This is a genomic window from Microbacterium hydrocarbonoxydans, assembly GCF_000956475.1.
GTDB lineage: Bacteria > Actinomycetota > Actinomycetes > Actinomycetales > Microbacteriaceae > Microbacterium > Microbacterium hydrocarbonoxydans_A.
On sequence record NZ_JYJB01000003.1, the window covers coordinates 1 to 18,359 of the forward strand.

Genomic DNA, 18,359 nt, shown 5'->3' on the forward strand with positions numbered 1-18,359 from the left:
CGGATTTGGGGGAAGGATGCGGGTGGGGTAGAGTTGGTGCAACCGAAGACCGCTGGTCATCGTCGTGCGCGCAGGTGCATGGTGATCGAAGCTCTGCTCAGCAGGGGCCCGCGCAGGACACGAACTTTCCAAAGCTCCGTGCGCTTGCGCCGGAGCTTTTCTGTTGCCCGCGGTCGAGGCGGCGCTTCACCTCCGTGAGGCGCCTCGTACACACCAAGGAGTGACCATGGCGCAGAAGGATGCATCGGTTGCCGAGCTCACGAAGTCATTCGAGAACTCGTCCGCCGTTCTGCTGACCGAGTACCGCGGTCTGACGGTTGCCCAGCTCAAGGAGCTGCGCAACAGCATCCGTCAGGACGCTGAGTACGCCGTGGTGAAGAACACGCTGACCAAGATCGCCGCCAACAAGGCAGGCATCACCGCGCTGGACGACGACCTCAAGGGTCCGTCGGCCGTCGCGTTCGTGCACGGTGACTTCGTCGCCACTGCCAAGGCTCTTCGTGACTTCGCCAAGGCCAACCCGCTTCTCGTGATCAAGTCCGGCATCTTCGAGGGCAACGCCCTCTCTGCCGACGAGGTCAACAAGTACGCCGCGCTCGAGAGCCGTGAGGTTCTGCTGGCGAAGGCTGCGGGCATGATGAAGGCGACGATGGGCAAGGCTGCCGCCACCATCGATGCTCTTCGCGAAAAGCTGGAGACCGCAGAGGCCGCGTAAGCGACCAGCGTTCTCGTTCTACACAAACCATCTATCTAGGAGATAAATCATGGCGAAGCTCACCACCGAAGAGCTGCTCGAGCAGTTCGCTGGCCTGACCCTCATCGAGCTCAACGACTTCGTGAAGGCGTTCGAGGAGAAGTTCGAGGTCACCGCTGCTGCCCCCGTCGCCGTCGCCGGTGCCGCTGGTGGCGCAGGCGCTGCCGAGGCCGAGGAGGAGAAGGACTCGTTCGACGTCGTTCTCGAGGCTGCTGGCGACAAGAAGATCCAGGTCATCAAGGTCGTCCGCGAGCTCACCTCGCTCGGCCTGGGCGAGGCCAAGGGTGTCGTCGACGGCGCTCCCAAGGCTGTCCTGGAGGGCGCCAACAAGGAGACCGCCGAGAAGGCCAAGGCTGCTCTCGAGGAGGCTGGCGCGACGGTTACCCTCAAGTAATCACTGCGTCACACACGCTTCTGCGAAGGCCCCGGGTCACCCGGGGCCTTCGTGCGTTGCAGGGGCGTTTCAGGAGCGGGGTGCGGACGTCGAGTTGCGCACCACGAGAGCGGATGCCGTCAGCACCCGCTCGACGTCGGCATCCGGTCTCGCGATCTGATCCTGCAGCAGTCTTACCGCTTCGTGCCCCTGATCGCGCGGGGACTGCCTGATCGTCGTAAGACTGAACATCGCGGCGTGCTGGTGGTCGTCGATGCCGACGACGCTGAGCTCGGCGGGTACCGAGATGCCCAGTCGGCGCGCCGCGATGGTCGCACCGATCGCCGCCTCGTCGCACACGCCCACGATCGCGGTGGGGCGGCATCGCCGATCTCCGAGCAGCTCCACGGCGGCGTCATAGCCGCCGGGCATGGTCGGATCGGCCTCGATGAGACGAGCGGATGCAGCCAGATCCGCCGCCCGCAGCGCTTCGAGGTAGCCCTCGACGCGGCGGGCGTCGCCGAAGCTCACACCGGTCGCATCCGCACCGCCTCCGATGAAGGCGATGTCGACGTGGCCGAGGTCGATGAGATGCTCCGTGGCGATGCGCGCGGCGGCCACGTCGTCGATCGAGACCGAGCTAGACCCCTCGCTGTACGGTCCGACGCTCACGAGCGGGCGTTCCGACTGCTGCAGGCGCTCCAGCTCGTGAGCGCTCGGCTGGATGCCGACGGCGATGATGCCGTCGAATCGCCGTCGGGGGAGCACGGTGTCGAAGAGCCGTTCCCTGGTCGTCGTACCCTCGCGGATGCCGTAGAGCGCGAGCTCGTAGTCGAGGTCGAACAGCGCCTCCTGGATCCCGGCCAGGAGCTCGGCGAAGAACCAGCGGTCGACGGCGGGCATGATCACGCCGACTGTCTGCGTGCGACCGGTGGCGAGGCTGGTGGCAGAGGAGTGCGCGACGTAGAGCAGCTCAGCCGCCGCATCCGTCACCCGCTGCCGCGTCTCATCCGAGACATAGCCGTTGCCGCTGAGCGCGCGGCTCGCGGTCGCCTTCGACACGCCGGCGCGTGCCGCGACGTCCGCGATCGTGCTCATCCGGTCCTCCTCGACCTTCGGCGACTGTGCCGATCGACATCGTAGTGCGCGCGGGTTCAGAAGGGAACCGGTTCCATGTGAACAGTGCGGGAGCGCTCCCATCCAGGACCTTCGGAAGTGGAAAGAGGATGCGAACTTGTGACACTGAGGCATTGTGCCGGGAGCGGGGCCGCGGGTAGGTTGGCCTGGAATCGGTTCCCGATCGCGTCGCTGAGGGGCGCCGAGACATGGGGACAGTTACTCGAAGAGGAGGAACCACATGGGTCTGTCACAGCGTTCACGGCGGCTGGTGCCGCTCGCATTCCTTGGGGTCGCGGGTGTCGCGCTGGCCGGATGTGGAGCACCGGGCGCGCCCGGCGGAGGGGGCGGAGACGGAGGTGGCGACTCGAACACCGTCACCATCTACGGAACGATCGTCGACGACGAGGCCAAGCTCCTCCAGCAGTCCTGGAAGGACTGGGCCGAGGAGAACGACATCACTATCAAGTACGAGGGCAGCCAGGACTTCGAGACGCAGCTCGGCACCCGCGCACAGGGTGGCAACCCGCCCGACATCGCGATCTTCCCGCAGCCGGGTCTGCTCGCCGACTTCGCGAGCCGCGACTACCTGAAGCCTGCTCCCGCGGCCGTCGAGGCGAACGCCAAGGAGTACTGGACCGAGGACTGGGTGAAGTACGGCACCGTCGGCGACACCTTCTACGGCGCGCCCCTGATGGCGAACGTCAAGGGGTGGATCTGGTATTCGCCGGCGAAGTTCAAGGAGTGGGGCGTCGAGGTTCCGACCACGCTCGACGAACTGAACACGCTCACCGCGACCATCCAGTCGAAGACCGGCACCGCGCCGTGGTGCGCCGGGTTCGAATCCGGCACCGCCACGGGCTGGCCCGGCACCGACTGGATCGAGGACTACGTGCTGCGCACCTCGGGCACCGAGGTCTACGACAACTGGGTCGCCGGCGACGTGCCGTTCACCGACCCGGCCATCAAGGGCGCGTTCGACTCCGTCGGCGAGATCCTGCTGAACCCGAGCTACGTCAACGCCGGATTCGGCGACGTGCGCTCGATCAACTCGACCGCCTTCGGCGATGTCGCCCCGAAGGTCGCGAGCGGCGAATGCGCGCTGACGCACCAGGCGTCGTTCCTGTCGGGCTTCTACCCTGAGGGCACGAACATCGCCGAGGACGGCGACGTCTGGGCGTTCATGCTTCCGGGCAAGACCGCCGATGAGACGACCGTCACCGGTGGTGGAGAGATCGTCGGCGCCTTCAGCGACTCGGAAGCCACGCAGAAGGTGCTCGAGTATCTGTCGAGCCCCGAGTGGGCGAACAGCCGCGTCAGCCTCGGCGGCGTGACGAGCGCCAACAACGGCCTCGACCCGGAGAACGCGAAGGACCCGATCCTGCAGGAGACCATCAAGATCCTTCAGGACCCGGACACCACGTTCCGTTTCGACGGCAGTGACCTGATGCCCGGTGCGGTGGGTGCAGGCACCTTCTGGAAGGGCATGGTCGACTGGGTCAACGGCGCGTCGACGGATGACGTGCTCACTCAGATCCAGACCGGCTGGCCCTCCAGCTGATCGAATGAAGAGGGCCGCCCCGCGGGGCGGCCCTCTTTCTTCCTCCACTTCAGCGGGTCGCGCAACGTCGCGCCGACCCGCTTCTCCGCACCGCGTCTCGAAGGGGAATCCGTGACCGCGCAATTGTTCTTCAAATGGATCGGCTCGCTACCGCCGATCCTCCAGGCCGTGGCCGTCGTCATCGCATTCGCGGTGGTCGTGGCAGTCATCCTGCTCCTCGTGGACGTCGCTCCGCGCAAGGGAGCCCTGTACACCGGCATCCGCCTTGCGATGTGCCTGCTCATCCCGCTCGCCGTGATGTGGTTCTTCCAGTCCTACTACTGGGCCATGGGCGTGGCAGTCCTCGTCGGGGCGCTGTTCTTCTTCCTGGATTACAGGTCCCGCGACGGCGCGGGGTACCTCATCCAGCTCGTCGCCTTCATGGCCCCTGCCATGCTGCTGCTGCTCGTCGGCCTGATCCTCCCGTCGATCCAGACCATGTACTCCTCGTTCTGGAACTCGACCGGCAAGGAGTTCGTGGGCTTCACCAACTACATCTGGATCTTCACGCAGTCCGACGGCATCACCTCGGTCGTCAACTCGATCATCTGGGTGCTGCTCGTGCCGCTCGTCTCGACCCTGGTCGGTCTCGCCTACGCGGTGTTCATCGACAAGACCAGAGGCGAGAAGATCTACAAGGTCCTGGTGTTCATGCCCATGGCGATCTCGTTCGTCGGCGCCGGCATCATCTGGCGCTTCATGTACGAGTACCGCGGCGGCGACTTCAAGCAGATCGGTCTGCTCAACCAGATCCTGGTCTGGTTCGGCGGCACGCCGCAGCAGTGGCTGCTGAACGAGCCGTGGAACAACCTGTTCCTGATCGTCGTGCTGATCTGGGTGCAGACGGGCTTCGCGATGGTCGTGCTCTCGGCATCCATCAAGGGCGTCCCGGCCGAACTCCTCGAGGCTGCAGAGCTCGACGGAGCGAACGCCTGGGAGAGGTTCTGGTCGGTGACGGTCCCGTCGATCCGGCCCGCGCTCATCGTCGTGCTCACGACGATCTCGATCGCCTCGCTGAAGGTGTTCGACATCGTGCGCACCATGACCGCCGGAAACTACGGCACCAGCGTGCTCGCGAACGAGATGTACACGCAGTTCTCCAAGTTCGAGGCGGGGCGGAGCGCCGCACTGTCGGTGATCCTGTTCATCCTCGTGCTGCCGATCGTCATCTACAACGCCCGGCAGATCAAGAAGCAGCGGGAGATCCGATGATGGCCACAGTGACCACCGATTCGCAGAGCACCCGGGCGATCACGACCGGCGGCCGTCTCGAGGCTTCGGCCGGACGTGCCCGCAAGCGGCTGTCCCGCCCCTGGGCGTCGATCGCGTCGATCATCATCGCCGTGCTGTGGACGATCCCGACGCTCGGGCTGTTCATCTCCTCGTTCCGTCCGAGGGATCAGATCTCCTCGAGCGGCTGGTGGGAGTTCTTCGTGAACCCTCAGGTGACGCTCGACAACTACGCCGAGGTGCTCAAGTCCGGCACCACACAGCTCACGATCATCGAGTCGTTCGTGAACTCGATCGCCATCACGATCCCGGCGACCCTGATCCCGTTGATGATCGCGTCGATGGCGGCATACGCCTTCGCGTGGATCGACTTCAAGGGGCGCAACGCGCTGTTCATCTTCGTGTTCGCGCTGCAGATCGTGCCGATCCAGATGGCGCTGGTGCCGCTGCTCAGCTCGTTCTCGCGCGGAATCAACCTGTTCGGCCTGCAGATCACCCTCCCGCTCGGCGCCTCGCAGGGATACGCGCAGGTGTGGATCGCGCACTCGATGTTCGCGCTGCCGCTGGCGATCTATCTGCTGCACAACTTCATGTCGGAGATCCCCGGCGAGATCATCGAGGCCGCACGGGTCGACGGCGCATCTCGCGGGCAGATCTTCTTCCGCGTGGTGCTGCCGCTGACGATGCCGGCGATCGCGTCGGTCGCGATCTTCCAGTTCCTCTGGGTCTGGAACGACCTGCTCGTGGCCCTCGTCTTCGCCGACGGGGCGGCCGCGCCCATCACGAAGCTGCTGGCCGAGATCACCGGCACGCGAGGGAACGACTGGTACCTGCTCACCGCCGGCGCCTTCGTGTCGATCATCATTCCGCTGATCGTGTTCTTCTCGCTGCAGCGGTACTTCGTGCGCGGTCTGCTCGCCGGGTCGACGAAGGGGTGACCCTTCGACAGGCTCAGGGACCCACGGAGTAACCGTGGAGCTCGGGTGGCGGGCGCGGACGTAGTCTGAAAGACATGTCCGATCACGCATTCGCCACCCGAGCCATCCACGCCGGTCAAGCGCCAGACCCCACGACGGGTTCGATCATTCCGCCGATCCACCAGGCCTCCACACACGTCCAGGACGGCATCGGCGGCTTCCGCAACGGCTTCGAGTACAACCGCGGCGGCAACCCGACCAGGTCGTCGCTCGAGACGCAGCTCGCCGCTCTCGAGGGCGCCGAGAACGCGCTCTCGTTCGCCTCGGGTCTTGCCGCCGAAGACGCGCTGTTGCGCAGCATCCTGAAGCCGGGGGATCACGTCGTGATCGGCAACGACGCGTACGGCGGCACCTACCGTCTGCTCGCCAAGGTGTTCGCGCCATGGGGCGTCGAGACCACGACGGTGGAGATGTCGGATGCCGGCGCGCTCCGCGCGGCGATCCGGCCGGAGACGAAGATCGTCTGGGTCGAGACTCCGAGCAACCCGCTGCTGAAGATCGTCGACATCGCGGCCATCGCCGAGATCGCCCGTGCTGCAGGCGCCGTGCTCGTCGTCGACAACACGTTCGCTTCCCCCGCGCAGCAGCAGCCGCTGGCGCTGGGCGCCGATCTCGTCGTGCACTCGACGACGAAGTACCTCGGCGGTCACTCCGATGTGCTCGGGGGCGCCGTGGTGTTCGGCGACGACCGCTTCTACGAGCAGGTCAAGTTCCAGCAGTTCGCGGTGGGCGCCGTATCGGCGCCCATGGACGCGTGGCTCACCACGCGCGGCATCAAGACCCTCGCGGTGCGGGTGCGCCAGCACTCCGACAACGCCCAGGCGATCGCCGAATGGGCAGAGGGCCGCCCCGAGTTCGAGCGCGTCTACTACCCGGGCCTCGCCTCGCACCCCGGTCACGAGATCGCCGCACGCCAGATGAGCGGATTCGGCGGGATGCTCTCTCTGGGCCTTGCGGGAGGAGCGGATGCCGCGCGCAGCTTCGCGGAGTCGACCGAGCTGTTCCAGCTCGCCGAGTCGCTCGGGGGAGTGGAGTCTCTTATCGGCTACCCCTCGGACATGACGCACGCCTCCGTGCGCGGCACCGAGCTCGCCGTGCCCGAGAACGTCGTCCGGCTCTCGGTCGGAATCGAAGACGTCGACGACCTGATCGCCGACCTCGAGCAGGGGCTCGCGAAGATCTCTCGCGACTGAGACCGCGTTTCATCTCGCTGCGCTCAGTCGACGACCGGGGCGCGATTCCGACGGCGGCTCTGCGCGCGGTAACATGGATCTTTGTCGATCGAATCGATTCGACAGCATCCGCTCCTCCTCGAAAGCCCTCTGTGTCTGACGCGCCCACGACCGACTCCCTCCCGACCGTCCCCGAACGGACCGCCACGGGCAGCATCCGCGTGCCCTCGGTGACCGGCGCGATCCGCACTCTCGGTTCGAATCCGGCGACCGCGCCGATCATGCTGCACCCTGGCGACTCGATCTCGAACCGGCGTCGCATTCTGTACATCGTGCTGCTGGGGGCGCTTACCGCACTCGGCCCGTTCACGATCGACCTCTACCTTCCGGCATTCCCCGTGCTCGAGAAGGACTTCGACACCACCGCAGCGGCGATCCAGCTGACGCTGACCGGAACCATGATCGGCTTCGCGCTCGGTCAGCTCGTCGTCGGGCCCCTGAGCGACAAGGTCGGTCGCCGCATCCCGCTCATCGTCGTCACGGCCCTGCATGTCCTGGCCAGCACGGCCGCAGCGCTCGCGCCGTCCCTTCCGCTGCTCAGCGGAGCCCGCGTGCTCATGGGCGTCGGTGCCGCAGCCGGCGGCGTCGTGGCGATGGCGGTCGTGCGCGACCTCATCGGCGGCCGGCGACTGGTCGTGATGCTCTCGCGGCTGGCCCTCGTCTCGGGTGTCGCGCCGGTCGCGGCTCCTCTGATCGGCTCCTGGCTGCTGACGCTCATGCCCTGGCGCGGGATCTTCGTGTTCCTCGCCGTCTACGGCGTGATCATGCTCGTCTCGACCATCGTGTTCATCCCGGAGACGCTGCCTAAGGCGCGCCGTCAGGACAGGGGCGGAGCGACCGTGCTGCAGCGGTACCGCTCGGTGTTCTCCGATCGTGTGTTCATCGGCGTGCTGATCATCGGCGGCATGACCTTCTCTGGCCTGTTTTCGTACCTGTCGGCATCGCCCTTCCTGTTCCAGCAGACACACGGCCTCGACGCCCAGCAGTACGGGCTGCTGTTCGCGGTGAACTCGCTCGGCGTGGTCACCGGCGTGCAGTTCGCCTCTCGGCTCGCGGCGCGCTTCGGTCCGCAGTGGGTCATGGCGTACTCGACGGCCGTGCTGCTGCTCGCCGGCATCGCGATCATCGTGACCGATCAGCTGGGGCTCGGGCTGTGGGGAACCGTCATCCCGCTGTTCGTGTTCATGACGGCGTGCGGATTCACATTCCCGAACGTGCAGGTGCTCGCGCTCGACCGTCACGGCAAGGCCGCGGGCACCGCGGCGTCCGTGATCGGCGCCACCAACTTCGGCGTCGCCGGCCTCATCTCGCCGGTCGTCGGCTGGATCTCGAAGGGCGCAGGCATCACCGCGACCACCATGGCGTCGGTGATGGTCGGCTGTGCTCTCATCGGACTGCTGTCGCTGTGGCTGATCGTGCGTCCGCGCACGGTGGGCATGCTGGCGCCCTGATCACGGGGAGAATGGAGCGATGAGAAGAGGGATGCTGTGGGGCTGGGGAGCCGGTCTGCTCGGCGCTTCGGTGGTGCTCGGAGCGCTGATCGTCTTCGGCTTCTCCGAACCCCCGGTCTTCGACGCGTGGTGGAACGAGTTCGTGTCGGCTCATCGCGGAGACCTCATGGTGCAGTTCGCGATGGTCCTGAACGCCATCGGCGGCGGCTGGATCGCGATCCTCGGCGTGCCCCTGCTCGTCATCGCGGCCCTGCTCCTGGCGCGGCGATGGCGCGCCGCAGTGTTCGCCGCGATCTGCTTCGTCGCGAGCGCCGGGGCCGTGCAGGTGCTCAAGCATCTGTTCGGCAGGGCGCGTCCCGACGACATGATCGTCGTCAGCGACTTCGGCTCATTCCCCTCAGGGCATACGGCGAACGCGGCCACGATCGCGGTCGTCGTCTGGGTTCTGTTCCCCCGCGTCTGGACGGCCATCGCGGGCGCGGTCTGGGTCCTCGCGATGGCGCTGTCGCGCACATTCCTGTCGGTGCACTGGGCGACGGACACCATCGGCGGTGCGCTCGTGGGATCGGCTGTCGTGCTGCTGCTCGCCGCCGGGATGCTCCCGTGGGTGCGCGGCATCCGCTCCTCCGAAGAGCCGCGAGGAGGCTGACATGCCCGTCATCCGCCCCTACCGCCCGAGTGATCGCGCGGCCATGTACGAGATCTGCGTGAAGACGGCGGATGCCGGTGAAGATGCCACCGGCATCCTCTCCGACGACTCCCTGTGGGGCGACCTGTTCGCCGTGCCGTACGTCGAGCGGCACCCCGATCTCGCCTGGATCGTCGAGTCGGATGACCAGCGCTCGATCGGCTACATCGTCGCGACCGACGACACCGACGCGTTCTACACCTGGTTCCGCGACGAGTGGTGGCCGCGCTTGTCTGAGCGGCACCCCCGACCGGCCGAGGTGACCACGCGAGAGGATCGCATGATCGAGTACGGGTACACCCGCGGCCCGGGACTCGACCCGAACACCGCGACATACCCCGCGCACCTGCACATCGATCTGCTGCCCGAGACCCAGGGACAGGGGCTCGGCCGTCGGCTCATCGAGACGCTGTTCGCGGAGCTCGAGCGGAGGGGAGCGCCGGGACTGCATCTGGGCATGGACCCCAAGAACGTCGGCGCCGCCGCGTTCTACGAGCGACTCGGCATGACCGAGCTGCCTGCGGCGCCGGGCGGGAAGAGCTACGGGATCACGTTCGGCTGAGTCCCCGAATCCGACGGATAAACGCCTGAAGGGCCCCACTTCGTGAGGCCCTTCAGGCGTTTGGCGGTGACGGCGGGATTCGAACCCGCGGTTGCTTGCACAACACACGCTTTCCAAGCGTGCTCCTTCGGCCGCTCGGACACGTCACCAAGGAACAACCTGAACAGTCTATCCGATCGCCCGGGCGTCCTTTGACACGGCCTCCCGCTGGCCTCAGGCGGCGGGCACCTCGTCGAGCGAGTAGTACACGGGTAGGCCGCGCTCGCGGGCGATCCTCACGTCGTTGTCGGCGCCCGAGGAGTCGCCGGGGAGCCTCAGCACCGCATCGCAGTGCTGCAGCAGCCTCGCGGCGGTGTCGTACATCACGTCGGTCGCCGCGGATTCGGCGTCTGTCATCCCGCGCAGAGTCGGCAGCGCCACCCATTCGCCGATCATCGGGATGTGACCGAGTCGATGAAGCGGCGCCGCAGCCTCTTCCAAGCGCTCGAGATTGCGAGCGATCGCGTCGGGGTCGCCGCCTGTTCCCGAGCGGTAGGGGCCGGCGATGAGGATGAGAAGTGGATTGTTCATGTCGGACACTGTAGCGTTAACCGTGCAAGAACATGCAATAACAGGAAGAAGTGGGATGCTGAGCGCGCAACGCAAAGAACACCTCCTCGCTCTGCTCGAGGCCGAGGGGCGAGTCGTGGCGAAGGCCGTCGCCTCAGACCTCGGCATCTCCGAGGACTCGATCCGCCGCGATCTCCGTGAGCTCGCCGACGAGGGCAGATGCATTCGCGTGTACGGCGGCGCGCTGCCGGTGCCGGCGGCGGATGCACCCGTCGCGCAGCGCCTGAGCATCGCCACCGACAGCAAGGAGCGCGTAGCGCGAGCAGCGCTCGCCCTGATCCGGCCGGCATCCACGCTCATCCTCGATGCGGGCACGACGACACTCGCGATGGCGCGGATGCTCCCCGGCGACGTCACCGTCCTCACTCCGAGCCCGGCCGTCGCTCTGGCCGCGATGGAGAGCTCGAGAGCACGCGTGATCATGATCGGCGGCGAGCTCAGCCGGCATTCCGCGGTCGTCGGCGGCGCCCTCGCGCAAGAGGCCATCGCCCGGCTGGCCGCCGACGTCTTCTTCCTCGGCGCGACCGGCATCCATCCCGTCCACGGTCTCACTACGGGAGAGCTCGACGATGCGGTCACCAAGCGCGCCCTCGCGGCGCGCAGCGCCGACACCTTCGTGCTCGGCAGCGCAGAGAAGATCGGCGCCGTCTCGCGCTTCCCGGTGCTGTCCCTCGACGAGATCACCGGCGTCGTCACCGACCCCGAAGACGACGATCCGCTCATCGCACAGCTGCGCACCGCGTAAAATCCATGGGTGGCAACACCCAAGATCATCCTCTTCTACGTCTTCACGCCGCTCGCCGACCCCGAGGCGATCCGGCTGTGGCAGCGCGACCTCGGAGAGTCTCTCGGACTCCGCGGTCGCCTGATCATCTCGAAGGACGGCATCAACGGCACCCTCGGCGGCGACGTGCTCGTCCTCAAGAAGTGGGTGCGCAAATTCCGCGGCTACGCGCCCTTCAAGGACGTCGACATCAAGTGGAGCGAGGGTACGGGCGTGGATGCCGACGGCCGCAGCCTCGACTTCCCCAAGCTCAGCGTCAAGGTGCGTGAGGAGATCGTGTCGTTCGGCGCGCCGGGTGAGCTGCGCGTGGACGAGGACGGCGTGGTCGGCGGAGGCACCCGCCTCTCACCCGAAGCGCTGCACGAGCTCATCGACGAACGCGGTGACGAGGTGGTCTTCTTCGACGGCCGCAATGCGCTTGAGGCGCAGATCGGCCGGTTCCGGAACGCGGTCGTCCCCGACACAGAGACGACGCGCGACTTCGTGTCCCTGCTCGACTCCGGAGCCTACGACGATCTCAAGGGCAAGCCGGTGGTCACGTACTGCACGGGCGGCATCCGCTGCGAGGTCCTGTCGAGTCTCATGACCTCTCGAGGCTTCGGCGAGGTGTACCAGCTCGAGGGCGGCATCGTCCGCTACGGCGAGCAGTACGGAGACGACGGCCTGTGGGAGGGGTCGCTGTACGTCTTCGACAAGCGGCGCTCGATGGACTTCTCCGACCACGCCGCCGTCATCGGCGTGTGCGCGGGATGCGGCGCATCGACGAACCGCACGTCGAACTGCCCCGATCCGTCGTGCCAGATTCAAGCCGTCGTGTGCGAGTCGTGCGACGCCGTCCGCTGCACAGCGCACGCAGCCTGACCCTTCGACAGGCTCAGGCTCAGAGACGCAGGGGCTCGCTCAGGCCAGCACGGGAGCGTCCGCGGCGCGTCCGGCGACGAGCGACCGCGGCATGAGCAGCGCCCTGACCCTTGCCGGCCGGTCGACGCTGCTGCGCAGCCGCCGCAGAACCTCGGTGAGCGCCGGCGCGAGATCGATCGGATCGGCCGATCTCGCGTAGCTCGCCCGCTCGACGGCATCCGTCAGCGTCTTCATCGTCTGCTCGTCCACACCGCTCTCGGTCACGAGCCCGAGCGCGCGTCGGCGCGGCGAGTCGGCGTCTGACAGCCCGATCTGCAGATCGATCATGCTCGCCCGCAGCTCTGTCCAGGCTGCTTGCGCGTCGCCGCCGCGTGCGCGTCTGACCCGCACCGCACGGACGGCGAGGCGGATCAGCATGGGCAGCAGCACCAGCAGCACGATGCCGAGGCCCCCGAGGACGACCGGGGTCGGGTCCAGCCGGCGCAGGCTGTCGGCCCCCGTCGAGCCGCGGTCGGCGTCGTTGCGGTCGACCTCTGGAGCCGCTGTCTCCTCATCCTCCGGCCGGGTCGTCGGCGCGGGCGTCGCGGAGCCACCCGTGCCGCCTGACGTCGTCGCCGAGGAGAATGCAGTCGGGGTGCCCAGCGTCGCTGTCGGCTCGAACGGCACCCAGCCGATGCCGGGGAAGAGCACCTCCGGCCAGGAGTGCAGCTGGTCGCTGGAGACCGAGTACACAGCCTCGTCGCCTCGCTTCTCCGGCGTGCGGGTGCCGGGGAGATAGCCGACGACGATCCGGGTCTGCATGCCCAGGCTCTGTGCCATCAGCGCGAACGCGCCGGCGAAGTGCACGCAGTAACCCGACTTCACCTCGAGGAACTTCGCGACCGCCTGAGCCCCCGTGCCGTCGAAGTCCTCCTCGACCGGAGTCTCGAGCGAGTAGATGAACTGGGTGCGGAACCAGCTCTGCAGGGCGATCAGCCGGTCATAGTCGGTCGTCGCCTGGGCCGTGACCTCCGCGGCCGTCTGCGCGATGACCTCGGGCAGCTCGACAGGATCGTCATCTACCGGAGGCTCGGCGGCGGACAGCGCCCTGATCTGCTCGAGCGAAGGGGTGACGCTCGTGGATGCGACCGTGTAGTCGTTGCCGACGGCATCCGCATTCCGCGAGACGAGCGTGCGGTTCTCGGGCATGACCATCCACCCCGAGCCCACACCCTGCACGCTCGTCGCCGGATACGGCACCGGCAGCCACGAGCTCGACATGCGCAGCACCCGGATCGAGGTCGTCTGCTCGGCGACAGCGATGCCCTCGCCCCACTCCGCGGGACCGAAGCCCGTACTCGTCGACTGCAGCTCGCCGCGGTCGGGGATCCAGGTGCGACCGTTGAAGTCGGAGAGCGTGGTCAGGCGCAGGTAGGGGGCGGACTTGCCGCTCGTCGCGAGGGTCAGCACCTCGACGGGGTTCGGCTGGCGCAGATCCTCGCCCAGGCGCAGAGACGCGTCGACGGTGACGCCCACGCCTGTGCCGGCCAGCGACGCCGACACGGGGACGATGGGGGCGACCACGAGCGCGGACACCACCGCCGCTGCTCCGGCCGCGATCGCGGTGAACGACGAGTCGCGACGAGGGGCGTCGGGATGGCGGCGGGCGGTGCTGCGGAAAAGCAGCAGCACCATGACCGCGAGCAGCACGAACCAGACCACGTTCGCATCGCCCAGCGTGACGATCATGGGCACCGAGCCCACCACCGCGATGAGCACGCTCGCCAGCACGGCGCCGCGCGTCGAGATCAGCTGGTCGAGCAGAATCGTGAGCACTGCGAACCCGGCGCCCAGGAGCAGACGCAACCCGGGGGTGCTCTCCAGGGGCGCGGATCCGAAGACGACCTGTTCCCACGCCGATTGCGCGAGAGAGCCGAACACCCGCAGCGAGGTCGTGGTGGGCACGATCCCGAAGACCGCCGTATCGCCGGCCACCAGCAGCGTCACGACGCCCACCGATGCGGCCACCTGTGCGAGCAGAGCGGAGAGCTCCCGGACCCACATGGCACGGTAGCGCAGCAGGACCCGCATCCCGAAGCCCACGAGTGCGACCGTGAAGACGACCGAGAGCACGGCGAACGACCACGGACCGGGGGAGATGACCGAGGTGTAGGGCCAGACGGCGACCAGAGCGGATGCCGCGGCCAGCACCGCCGGTGCGAAGTACGCGTCGTGGCGCTCCCCGTCGCCGTGCCACTGCAGCCGATCGGGTCGCCGTCGCCGCGGCGGTTCGCGTGTTCCCTGAGCGACCAGCGCCTCGAGAGCGTCGGTGCCGTCGCGCGCGGGCGTCGCGGTGATGACGTCAGCGGGGGACATCACCGACTCCGATCCCCTCGGGGGATGCCTCCGCCCACGCCTCCGCGATGTCGGCGCCGAGTGCGGCGACGCGCCAGCCGCGACGTGCAGCCGCCTGCGCCGCATCCTCGCTGAGCTCCGTCGCGAACAGCATCGCGGCTGCCGCGCCGGCCGGGCGCAGCGCCTCGGCCGCGTCTTCGTCGAGGCTCCCGGTGATGTAGACCAGCGGGCCCGGTGGCGTCCCGCCGACGAGCGTCACGACGTCGCGGGCTGCGCCGCGCGGCGACACCATCGCGAGGGCCACGAGCAGCCCCTCGCGGTCATCCTCATGGCCGCGCAGAGTGCCCAGCGCATTACCTGCGCTGTCGACCACGTCGACGCCGTAGCCCTCCTGAACGAGATGCACGGCGACCGAGGCGCACAGCGATACCGCCGCCTCGAACGCCGGATCGGCCTCCTCACCCTGGGTCGCCCACCGCGCCGAGCTGCGATCCAGGATGACGAGCGCATCCGGACTCGACTCCTCCTCCTCCTGGCGAACCATGAGCTGTCCGCGGTGCGCTGTGGCCCGCCAGTGGATGCGGCGCATCGAATCACCCGACACGTAGCGCCGAGGCGAGAGGTTGTCGCTGCCCTGCCCGAGCCTGCTCGACGAGGTGTGCGCAGTGCCGCCGGACGCTCCCACTTTGACGGCGAGCGGGGCCAGGGCGAAGACCTCCGGCACGACGGTGATCGTGCGCGTCTCGCCGAAGGCCTGCTCCCGCTGGGCCAGCCCGAACGGATCCACGGTCCGCAGCATCAGCGGGCCGATCGCCCAGACGCCGCGCCGGACGCCTGTGATCGGATAACGGAGCAGTCCGTTCTCGCTCGGGTACTCACCGGCCGCGTCGCCGGACACGGCGTCCGGCAGCACGTCCCGCCACAGCCCGTGCGGCGCCCGCAGCGCACGGAGATCGAAGCGCACCGTCACCAGCGACGTCTCCGACACGGTGAGCAGGTCGGTGGAGATCTGTCGGGCCACGCTGCCGGAGCGGCGGGGGAGGCGGACGACGAGAAGGGCGATCAGCGTGACGGCGATGAGGAGCACGCCGACGTAGACGAGGATCGGCGCACCGATGAGGTTCGCCGCGATCAGGCAGCAGATACCGGCCAGAAGCGCACCCGTGCCCCGGAGGGTGAGCGCGCGTCGGGGTCGCATGGCCGGCCGTTCAGACGCGTGCGGCGATCGGCACCCGCACGCGCGCCGCGATCTGCCGCAGAGCGGCCTCGACGGGCTGTGCGCCTGCTCGGTGCGCGCCCCGCGCGGGAAGCAGCCGGTGTGCGAACACCGGGATCAGCAGAGAGGAGACGTCGTCGGGGATCACGAAGTCGCGCCCGTCGAGCGCCGCGCGCACCTTGGCCGCGCGGATCAGCTGCAGCGTGGCGCGAGGGCTCGCCCCGAGATGCAGGCTCGGGTCGGCCCTGGTCGCCTGGGCGAGCGCCACGGTGTACTCCTCGATCGTGGGCGCGACGTGCACGGAGCGAGCGAAGGAGATGAGATCGATGACCGCTGCCGCGTCCGTCACCGGCGCGACTCCGGCGAGCGGATTCACGACGTCGCGCTGTCTGATCATGAGCGCCTCGGCGGCGGCATCCGGATATCCCATCGAGATCCGCATCATGAAGCGATCGCGCTGCGCCTCCGGCAGGGCGTAGGTCCCCTCCATCTCGAGGGGATTCTGGGTCGCGACCACGAGGAAGGGCTCTGGGAGCATGTGGGTCGCGCCGTCGACCGTGACCTGGCCCTCCTCCATCGCCTCGAGCAGCGCCGACTGGGTCTTGGGCGAGGAGCGGTTGATCTCGTCTGCGATCACGATGTGCGCGAAAACGGCGCCCTGCTTGAAGACGAACTCCTGGTCGACAGGGTTGTAGACGCTCACGCCCGTCACATCGCCCGGCAGCAGATCCGGGGTGAACTGGATGCGGCGGACCGTCGCGTCGATGCTGGCGGCCAGGGCCCGGGCGAGCATGGTCTTGCCGACCCCCGGCACGTCCTCGATGAGCAGGTGCCCCTCCGCGAGCAGGCAGATGAGCGCGCTGCGCACGGCCTCGGGCTTGCCGTCGATGACCTGGCTGATCGACGCGGCGATCGCATCGGTCCGCGCGGCGAACTGATCGGCCGTCATCGGTGCCGTCGGGGAGATCTCTGACATGCGTTCCCTCTCGCGTGTGCGCTGCGGTGCGCGCGTGAACCGATCGTAACCCGATCAGGTGCGCAGCGACCCTTCTGCGCGGTTCAGCGACCCTTCTGCTGTCGGGTAGACTTGTCGACGGCTCTCCGCGTGGCGGCATCCAGGCCAATTCCCCCAGGGCGGAAACGCAGCAAGGGTAACCGGGCTCTGCTGGGTGCGCGGAGGGTCATTTCTTTGCCCTCTGGGGTCCCTGAGCCTGTCGCCTCCTGGTTCCTGAGCTTGTCGCCTCCGGGTTTCTGAGCTTGTCGAAGGACTCACAGACGCCGCTGTCAGAATCGACGAGTGACCGTCACCGAGCAGCAGGCCCCGCCGAGCGCACTCCGCCGATTCGGCGCCCCGATCGCGCTGCTCGCCATCATGTGGGCGGTGCAGCTGGCAGACAGCATCCTTCCCGGCTCGTTCTCCGGCTTCGGCATCCGCTCCTGGGATCCGTCCGGTCTTCTCGGCGTCGTCTTCGCCCCGCTGCTGCACGCGAGCTGGGCGCACCTGATCGGCAATTCGGTGCCGTTCCTCGTGCTCGGCTGTCTCGTCGCGGCCGAGGGCGCGCGTCGGTTCTGGGCCGTGACGGGGATCATCGCCGTGGTCGGCGGCATCGGCACCTGGGCCGTCAACGCTCCGGGGACCCTGACCGTCGGCGCATCGGGCCTCGTGTTCGGCTACTTCGGGTATCTGGTCGCCCGGGTCTTCGCACCGGGACGCGTCGCGCACCGCATCCTCTACGCCGTCGTCGCGCTCCTCGTCATCGGGGCGTACGGGGCCGCCATGCTCGCCGGGGTCTTCGCCGCCGGCGCAGGTGTCTCGTGGCAGGGGCACCTGTTCGGCGCGATCGGCGGCGGACTCGCCGCCTTCGCCGCTCGACGAGGGCCGCGACCGGCATGACCGCGCGTCGACGACGATCCGCGAGCAGAAAGCGGCCGAGGAGCCGAAAGCGGCCGAGCGGCAGGCAGCGTGCACGGATTCGGATGCAGAGACGCCGGATGCTGCGACGTATCGGCGTCTCGGCCGCCATCGGGGCGGTGGTCGCGGGCGTCGCGGTGCTCGCGGCGCCCGGCCTTGCCTCGTGGGCACCTGAGCTTGCGGCGGCGCCGGAGTACTGTGCCGCACGCCCCGCCGATCTCGCGCAGGCCGACATCGAGGGCTGGGACGGAGAGCAGCTGCAGAACGCGGCGGTGATCATGACGACGGCATCCGCTCTGGGCTTCGGGCGCGATGGCCAGATCCTCGGTGTGATGACCGCGATGGGCGAGAGCAGCCTGCGCAACATCGCCTACGGCGACTGGGAGACGACCGGGTTCACGAACCCCGACGGCTCGCGGACGACGAGCATCGGGCTGTTCCAGCAGCAGGACTGGTGGGGGAGCGCTGAGGAGCGGATGGATCCCGCGACGGCCGCGACGCTGTTCTACCGCAAGCTGTCGACGCTGGCCGACTGGCCGCAGCTGCCGCCGTCGCACGCGATCCACCGGGTCCAGGTGAACACCGACGCCGACTACTACTCGCGCTACCAGGACGATGCGACGGCGGTCGTCGACGCGCTCACGAGCGGGTGCTGACACG

18 protein-coding genes, 1 tRNA gene and 1 other RNA gene are annotated in these 18,359 nt (G+C 68.1%); 14 read left to right on the forward strand and 6 right to left on the reverse strand.

Annotated elements, in window-relative coordinates:
• The first annotated feature begins 226 nt into the window (after positions 1-226).
• The gene (gene rplJ, locus RS84_RS00245; RefSeq protein WP_045255761.1) at positions 227-715 is read left to right on the forward strand and encodes a 50S ribosomal protein L10; all 489 of its coding nucleotides are present in this window, start codon (positions 227-229) and stop codon (positions 713-715) included.
• Positions 716-764: 49 nt separating this feature from the next.
• A complete protein-coding gene (gene rplL, locus RS84_RS00250; RefSeq protein WP_045255762.1) occupies positions 765-1,148 on the forward strand; it encodes a 50S ribosomal protein L7/L12 in 384 nt (127 codons plus the stop codon).
• Positions 1,149-1,217: 69 nt separating this feature from the next.
• Here the strand turns inward: rplL and RS84_RS00255 are convergent, their stop codons facing one another.
• On the reverse strand, positions 1,218-2,225 hold the full coding sequence (locus tag RS84_RS00255) for a LacI family DNA-binding transcriptional regulator (protein ID WP_045255763.1): 1,008 nt from the start codon (positions 2,223-2,225) through the stop codon (positions 1,218-1,220).
• 259 nt (positions 2,226-2,484) lie between these two features.
• Here RS84_RS00255 and RS84_RS00260 point away from each other — a divergent pair, with 259 nt between their 5' ends.
• The 7 genes from RS84_RS00260 to RS84_RS00290 all read left to right on the forward strand — a co-directional run bounded on the left by RS84_RS00260 (position 2,485) and on the right by RS84_RS00290 (position 9,983).
• Positions 2,485-3,804, forward strand: coding sequence for an ABC transporter substrate-binding protein (locus RS84_RS00260; protein WP_045255764.1), 1,320 nt, complete (start codon positions 2,485-2,487; stop codon positions 3,802-3,804).
• 111 nt (positions 3,805-3,915) lie between these two features.
• Positions 3,916-5,055 carry a carbohydrate ABC transporter permease gene (locus RS84_RS00265; RefSeq protein ID WP_200891942.1) on the forward strand — a complete coding sequence of 380 codons (1,140 nt, stop codon included), beginning with the start codon at positions 3,916-3,918 and terminating at the stop codon, positions 5,053-5,055.
• Entirely contained in the window at positions 5,055-6,011 is a 957-nt protein-coding gene (locus RS84_RS00270; protein ID WP_414738805.1) for a carbohydrate ABC transporter permease, read from the forward strand. The genes RS84_RS00265 and RS84_RS00270 overlap by 1 nt, the downstream gene beginning before the upstream one ends.
• A 74-nt stretch (positions 6,012-6,085) precedes the next feature.
• Positions 6,086-7,243: a cystathionine gamma-synthase gene (locus tag RS84_RS00275; RefSeq protein WP_045255767.1), complete on the forward strand. Its 1,158-nt coding sequence runs from the start codon at positions 6,086-6,088 to the stop codon at positions 7,241-7,243.
• A 131-nt stretch (positions 7,244-7,374) separates the two neighbouring features.
• A complete protein-coding gene (locus RS84_RS00280) occupies positions 7,375-8,733 on the forward strand; it encodes a multidrug effflux MFS transporter (protein WP_414738806.1) in 1,359 nt (452 codons plus the stop codon).
• 19 nt (positions 8,734-8,752) lie between these two features.
• Positions 8,753-9,382, forward strand: coding sequence for a phosphatase PAP2 family protein (locus tag RS84_RS00285; protein ID WP_045255768.1), 630 nt, complete (start codon positions 8,753-8,755; stop codon positions 9,380-9,382).
• 1 nt (position 9,383) lies between these two features.
• Positions 9,384-9,983 carry a GNAT family N-acetyltransferase gene (locus RS84_RS00290; RefSeq protein ID WP_045255769.1) on the forward strand — a complete coding sequence of 200 codons (600 nt, stop codon included), beginning with the start codon at positions 9,384-9,386 and terminating at the stop codon, positions 9,981-9,983.
• 61 nt (positions 9,984-10,044) lie between these two features.
• Here RS84_RS00290 and RS84_RS00295 read toward each other — a convergent pair.
• Both RS84_RS00295 and RS84_RS00300 read right to left on the reverse strand, forming a co-directional pair.
• A tRNA-Ser gene (locus RS84_RS00295) sits at positions 10,045-10,132 on the reverse strand.
• Positions 10,133-10,196: 64 nt separating this feature from the next.
• Entirely contained in the window at positions 10,197-10,553 is a 357-nt protein-coding gene (locus RS84_RS00300) for a DUF4406 domain-containing protein (protein WP_045255920.1), read from the reverse strand.
• Between the two features lie 55 nt (positions 10,554-10,608).
• Here RS84_RS00300 and RS84_RS00305 point away from each other — a divergent pair, with 55 nt between their 5' ends.
• Both RS84_RS00305 and RS84_RS00310 read left to right on the forward strand, forming a co-directional pair.
• Positions 10,609-11,337 carry a DeoR/GlpR family DNA-binding transcription regulator gene (locus tag RS84_RS00305; RefSeq protein WP_045255770.1) on the forward strand — a complete coding sequence of 243 codons (729 nt, stop codon included), beginning with the start codon at positions 10,609-10,611 and terminating at the stop codon, positions 11,335-11,337.
• Between the two features lie 9 nt (positions 11,338-11,346).
• On the forward strand, positions 11,347-12,237 hold the full coding sequence (locus RS84_RS00310; protein WP_045255771.1) for a rhodanese-related sulfurtransferase: 891 nt from the start codon (positions 11,347-11,349) through the stop codon (positions 12,235-12,237).
• Positions 12,238-12,276: 39 nt separating this feature from the next.
• Here the strand turns inward: RS84_RS00310 and RS84_RS00315 are convergent, their stop codons facing one another.
• Genes RS84_RS00315 through RS84_RS00325 form a run of 3 tightly spaced genes read right to left on the reverse strand, consistent with a single transcriptional unit; the run spans position 12,277 to position 16,763 of the window.
• Positions 12,277-14,592 (reverse strand): transglutaminaseTgpA domain-containing protein, encoded by a 2,316-nt coding sequence (locus RS84_RS00315; protein WP_052676145.1) that lies wholly within the window; start codon positions 14,590-14,592, stop codon positions 12,277-12,279.
• Positions 14,579-15,769 (reverse strand): DUF58 domain-containing protein, encoded by a 1,191-nt coding sequence (locus RS84_RS00320; protein ID WP_045255772.1) that lies wholly within the window; start codon positions 15,767-15,769, stop codon positions 14,579-14,581. Before RS84_RS00320 ends, RS84_RS00315 begins: the two co-directional genes overlap by 14 nt.
• Positions 15,770-15,779: 10 nt before the next feature.
• Positions 15,780-16,763: an AAA family ATPase gene (locus RS84_RS00325; protein WP_045255773.1), complete on the reverse strand. Its 984-nt coding sequence runs from the start codon at positions 16,761-16,763 to the stop codon at positions 15,780-15,782.
• A 116-nt stretch (positions 16,764-16,879) separates the two neighbouring features.
• Here RS84_RS00325 and ffs point away from each other — a divergent pair.
• The 3 genes from ffs (at position 16,880) to RS84_RS00335 (ending at position 18,355) form a co-directional block, all read left to right on the forward strand.
• Positions 16,880-16,976, forward strand: an RNA gene (gene ffs / locus RS84_RS18825) — signal recognition particle sRNA small type.
• A 108-nt stretch (positions 16,977-17,084) separates the two neighbouring features.
• Positions 17,085-17,681: a rhomboid family intramembrane serine protease gene (locus RS84_RS00330; protein WP_045255774.1), complete on the forward strand. Its 597-nt coding sequence runs from the start codon at positions 17,085-17,087 to the stop codon at positions 17,679-17,681.
• A gap of 98 nt (positions 17,682-17,779) precedes the next feature.
• Complete coding sequence (locus tag RS84_RS00335; RefSeq protein WP_045255775.1) at positions 17,780-18,355, forward strand: hypothetical protein; 576 nt, start codon at positions 17,780-17,782, stop codon at positions 18,353-18,355.
• The last annotated feature ends 4 nt before the right edge of the window (positions 18,356-18,359 follow it).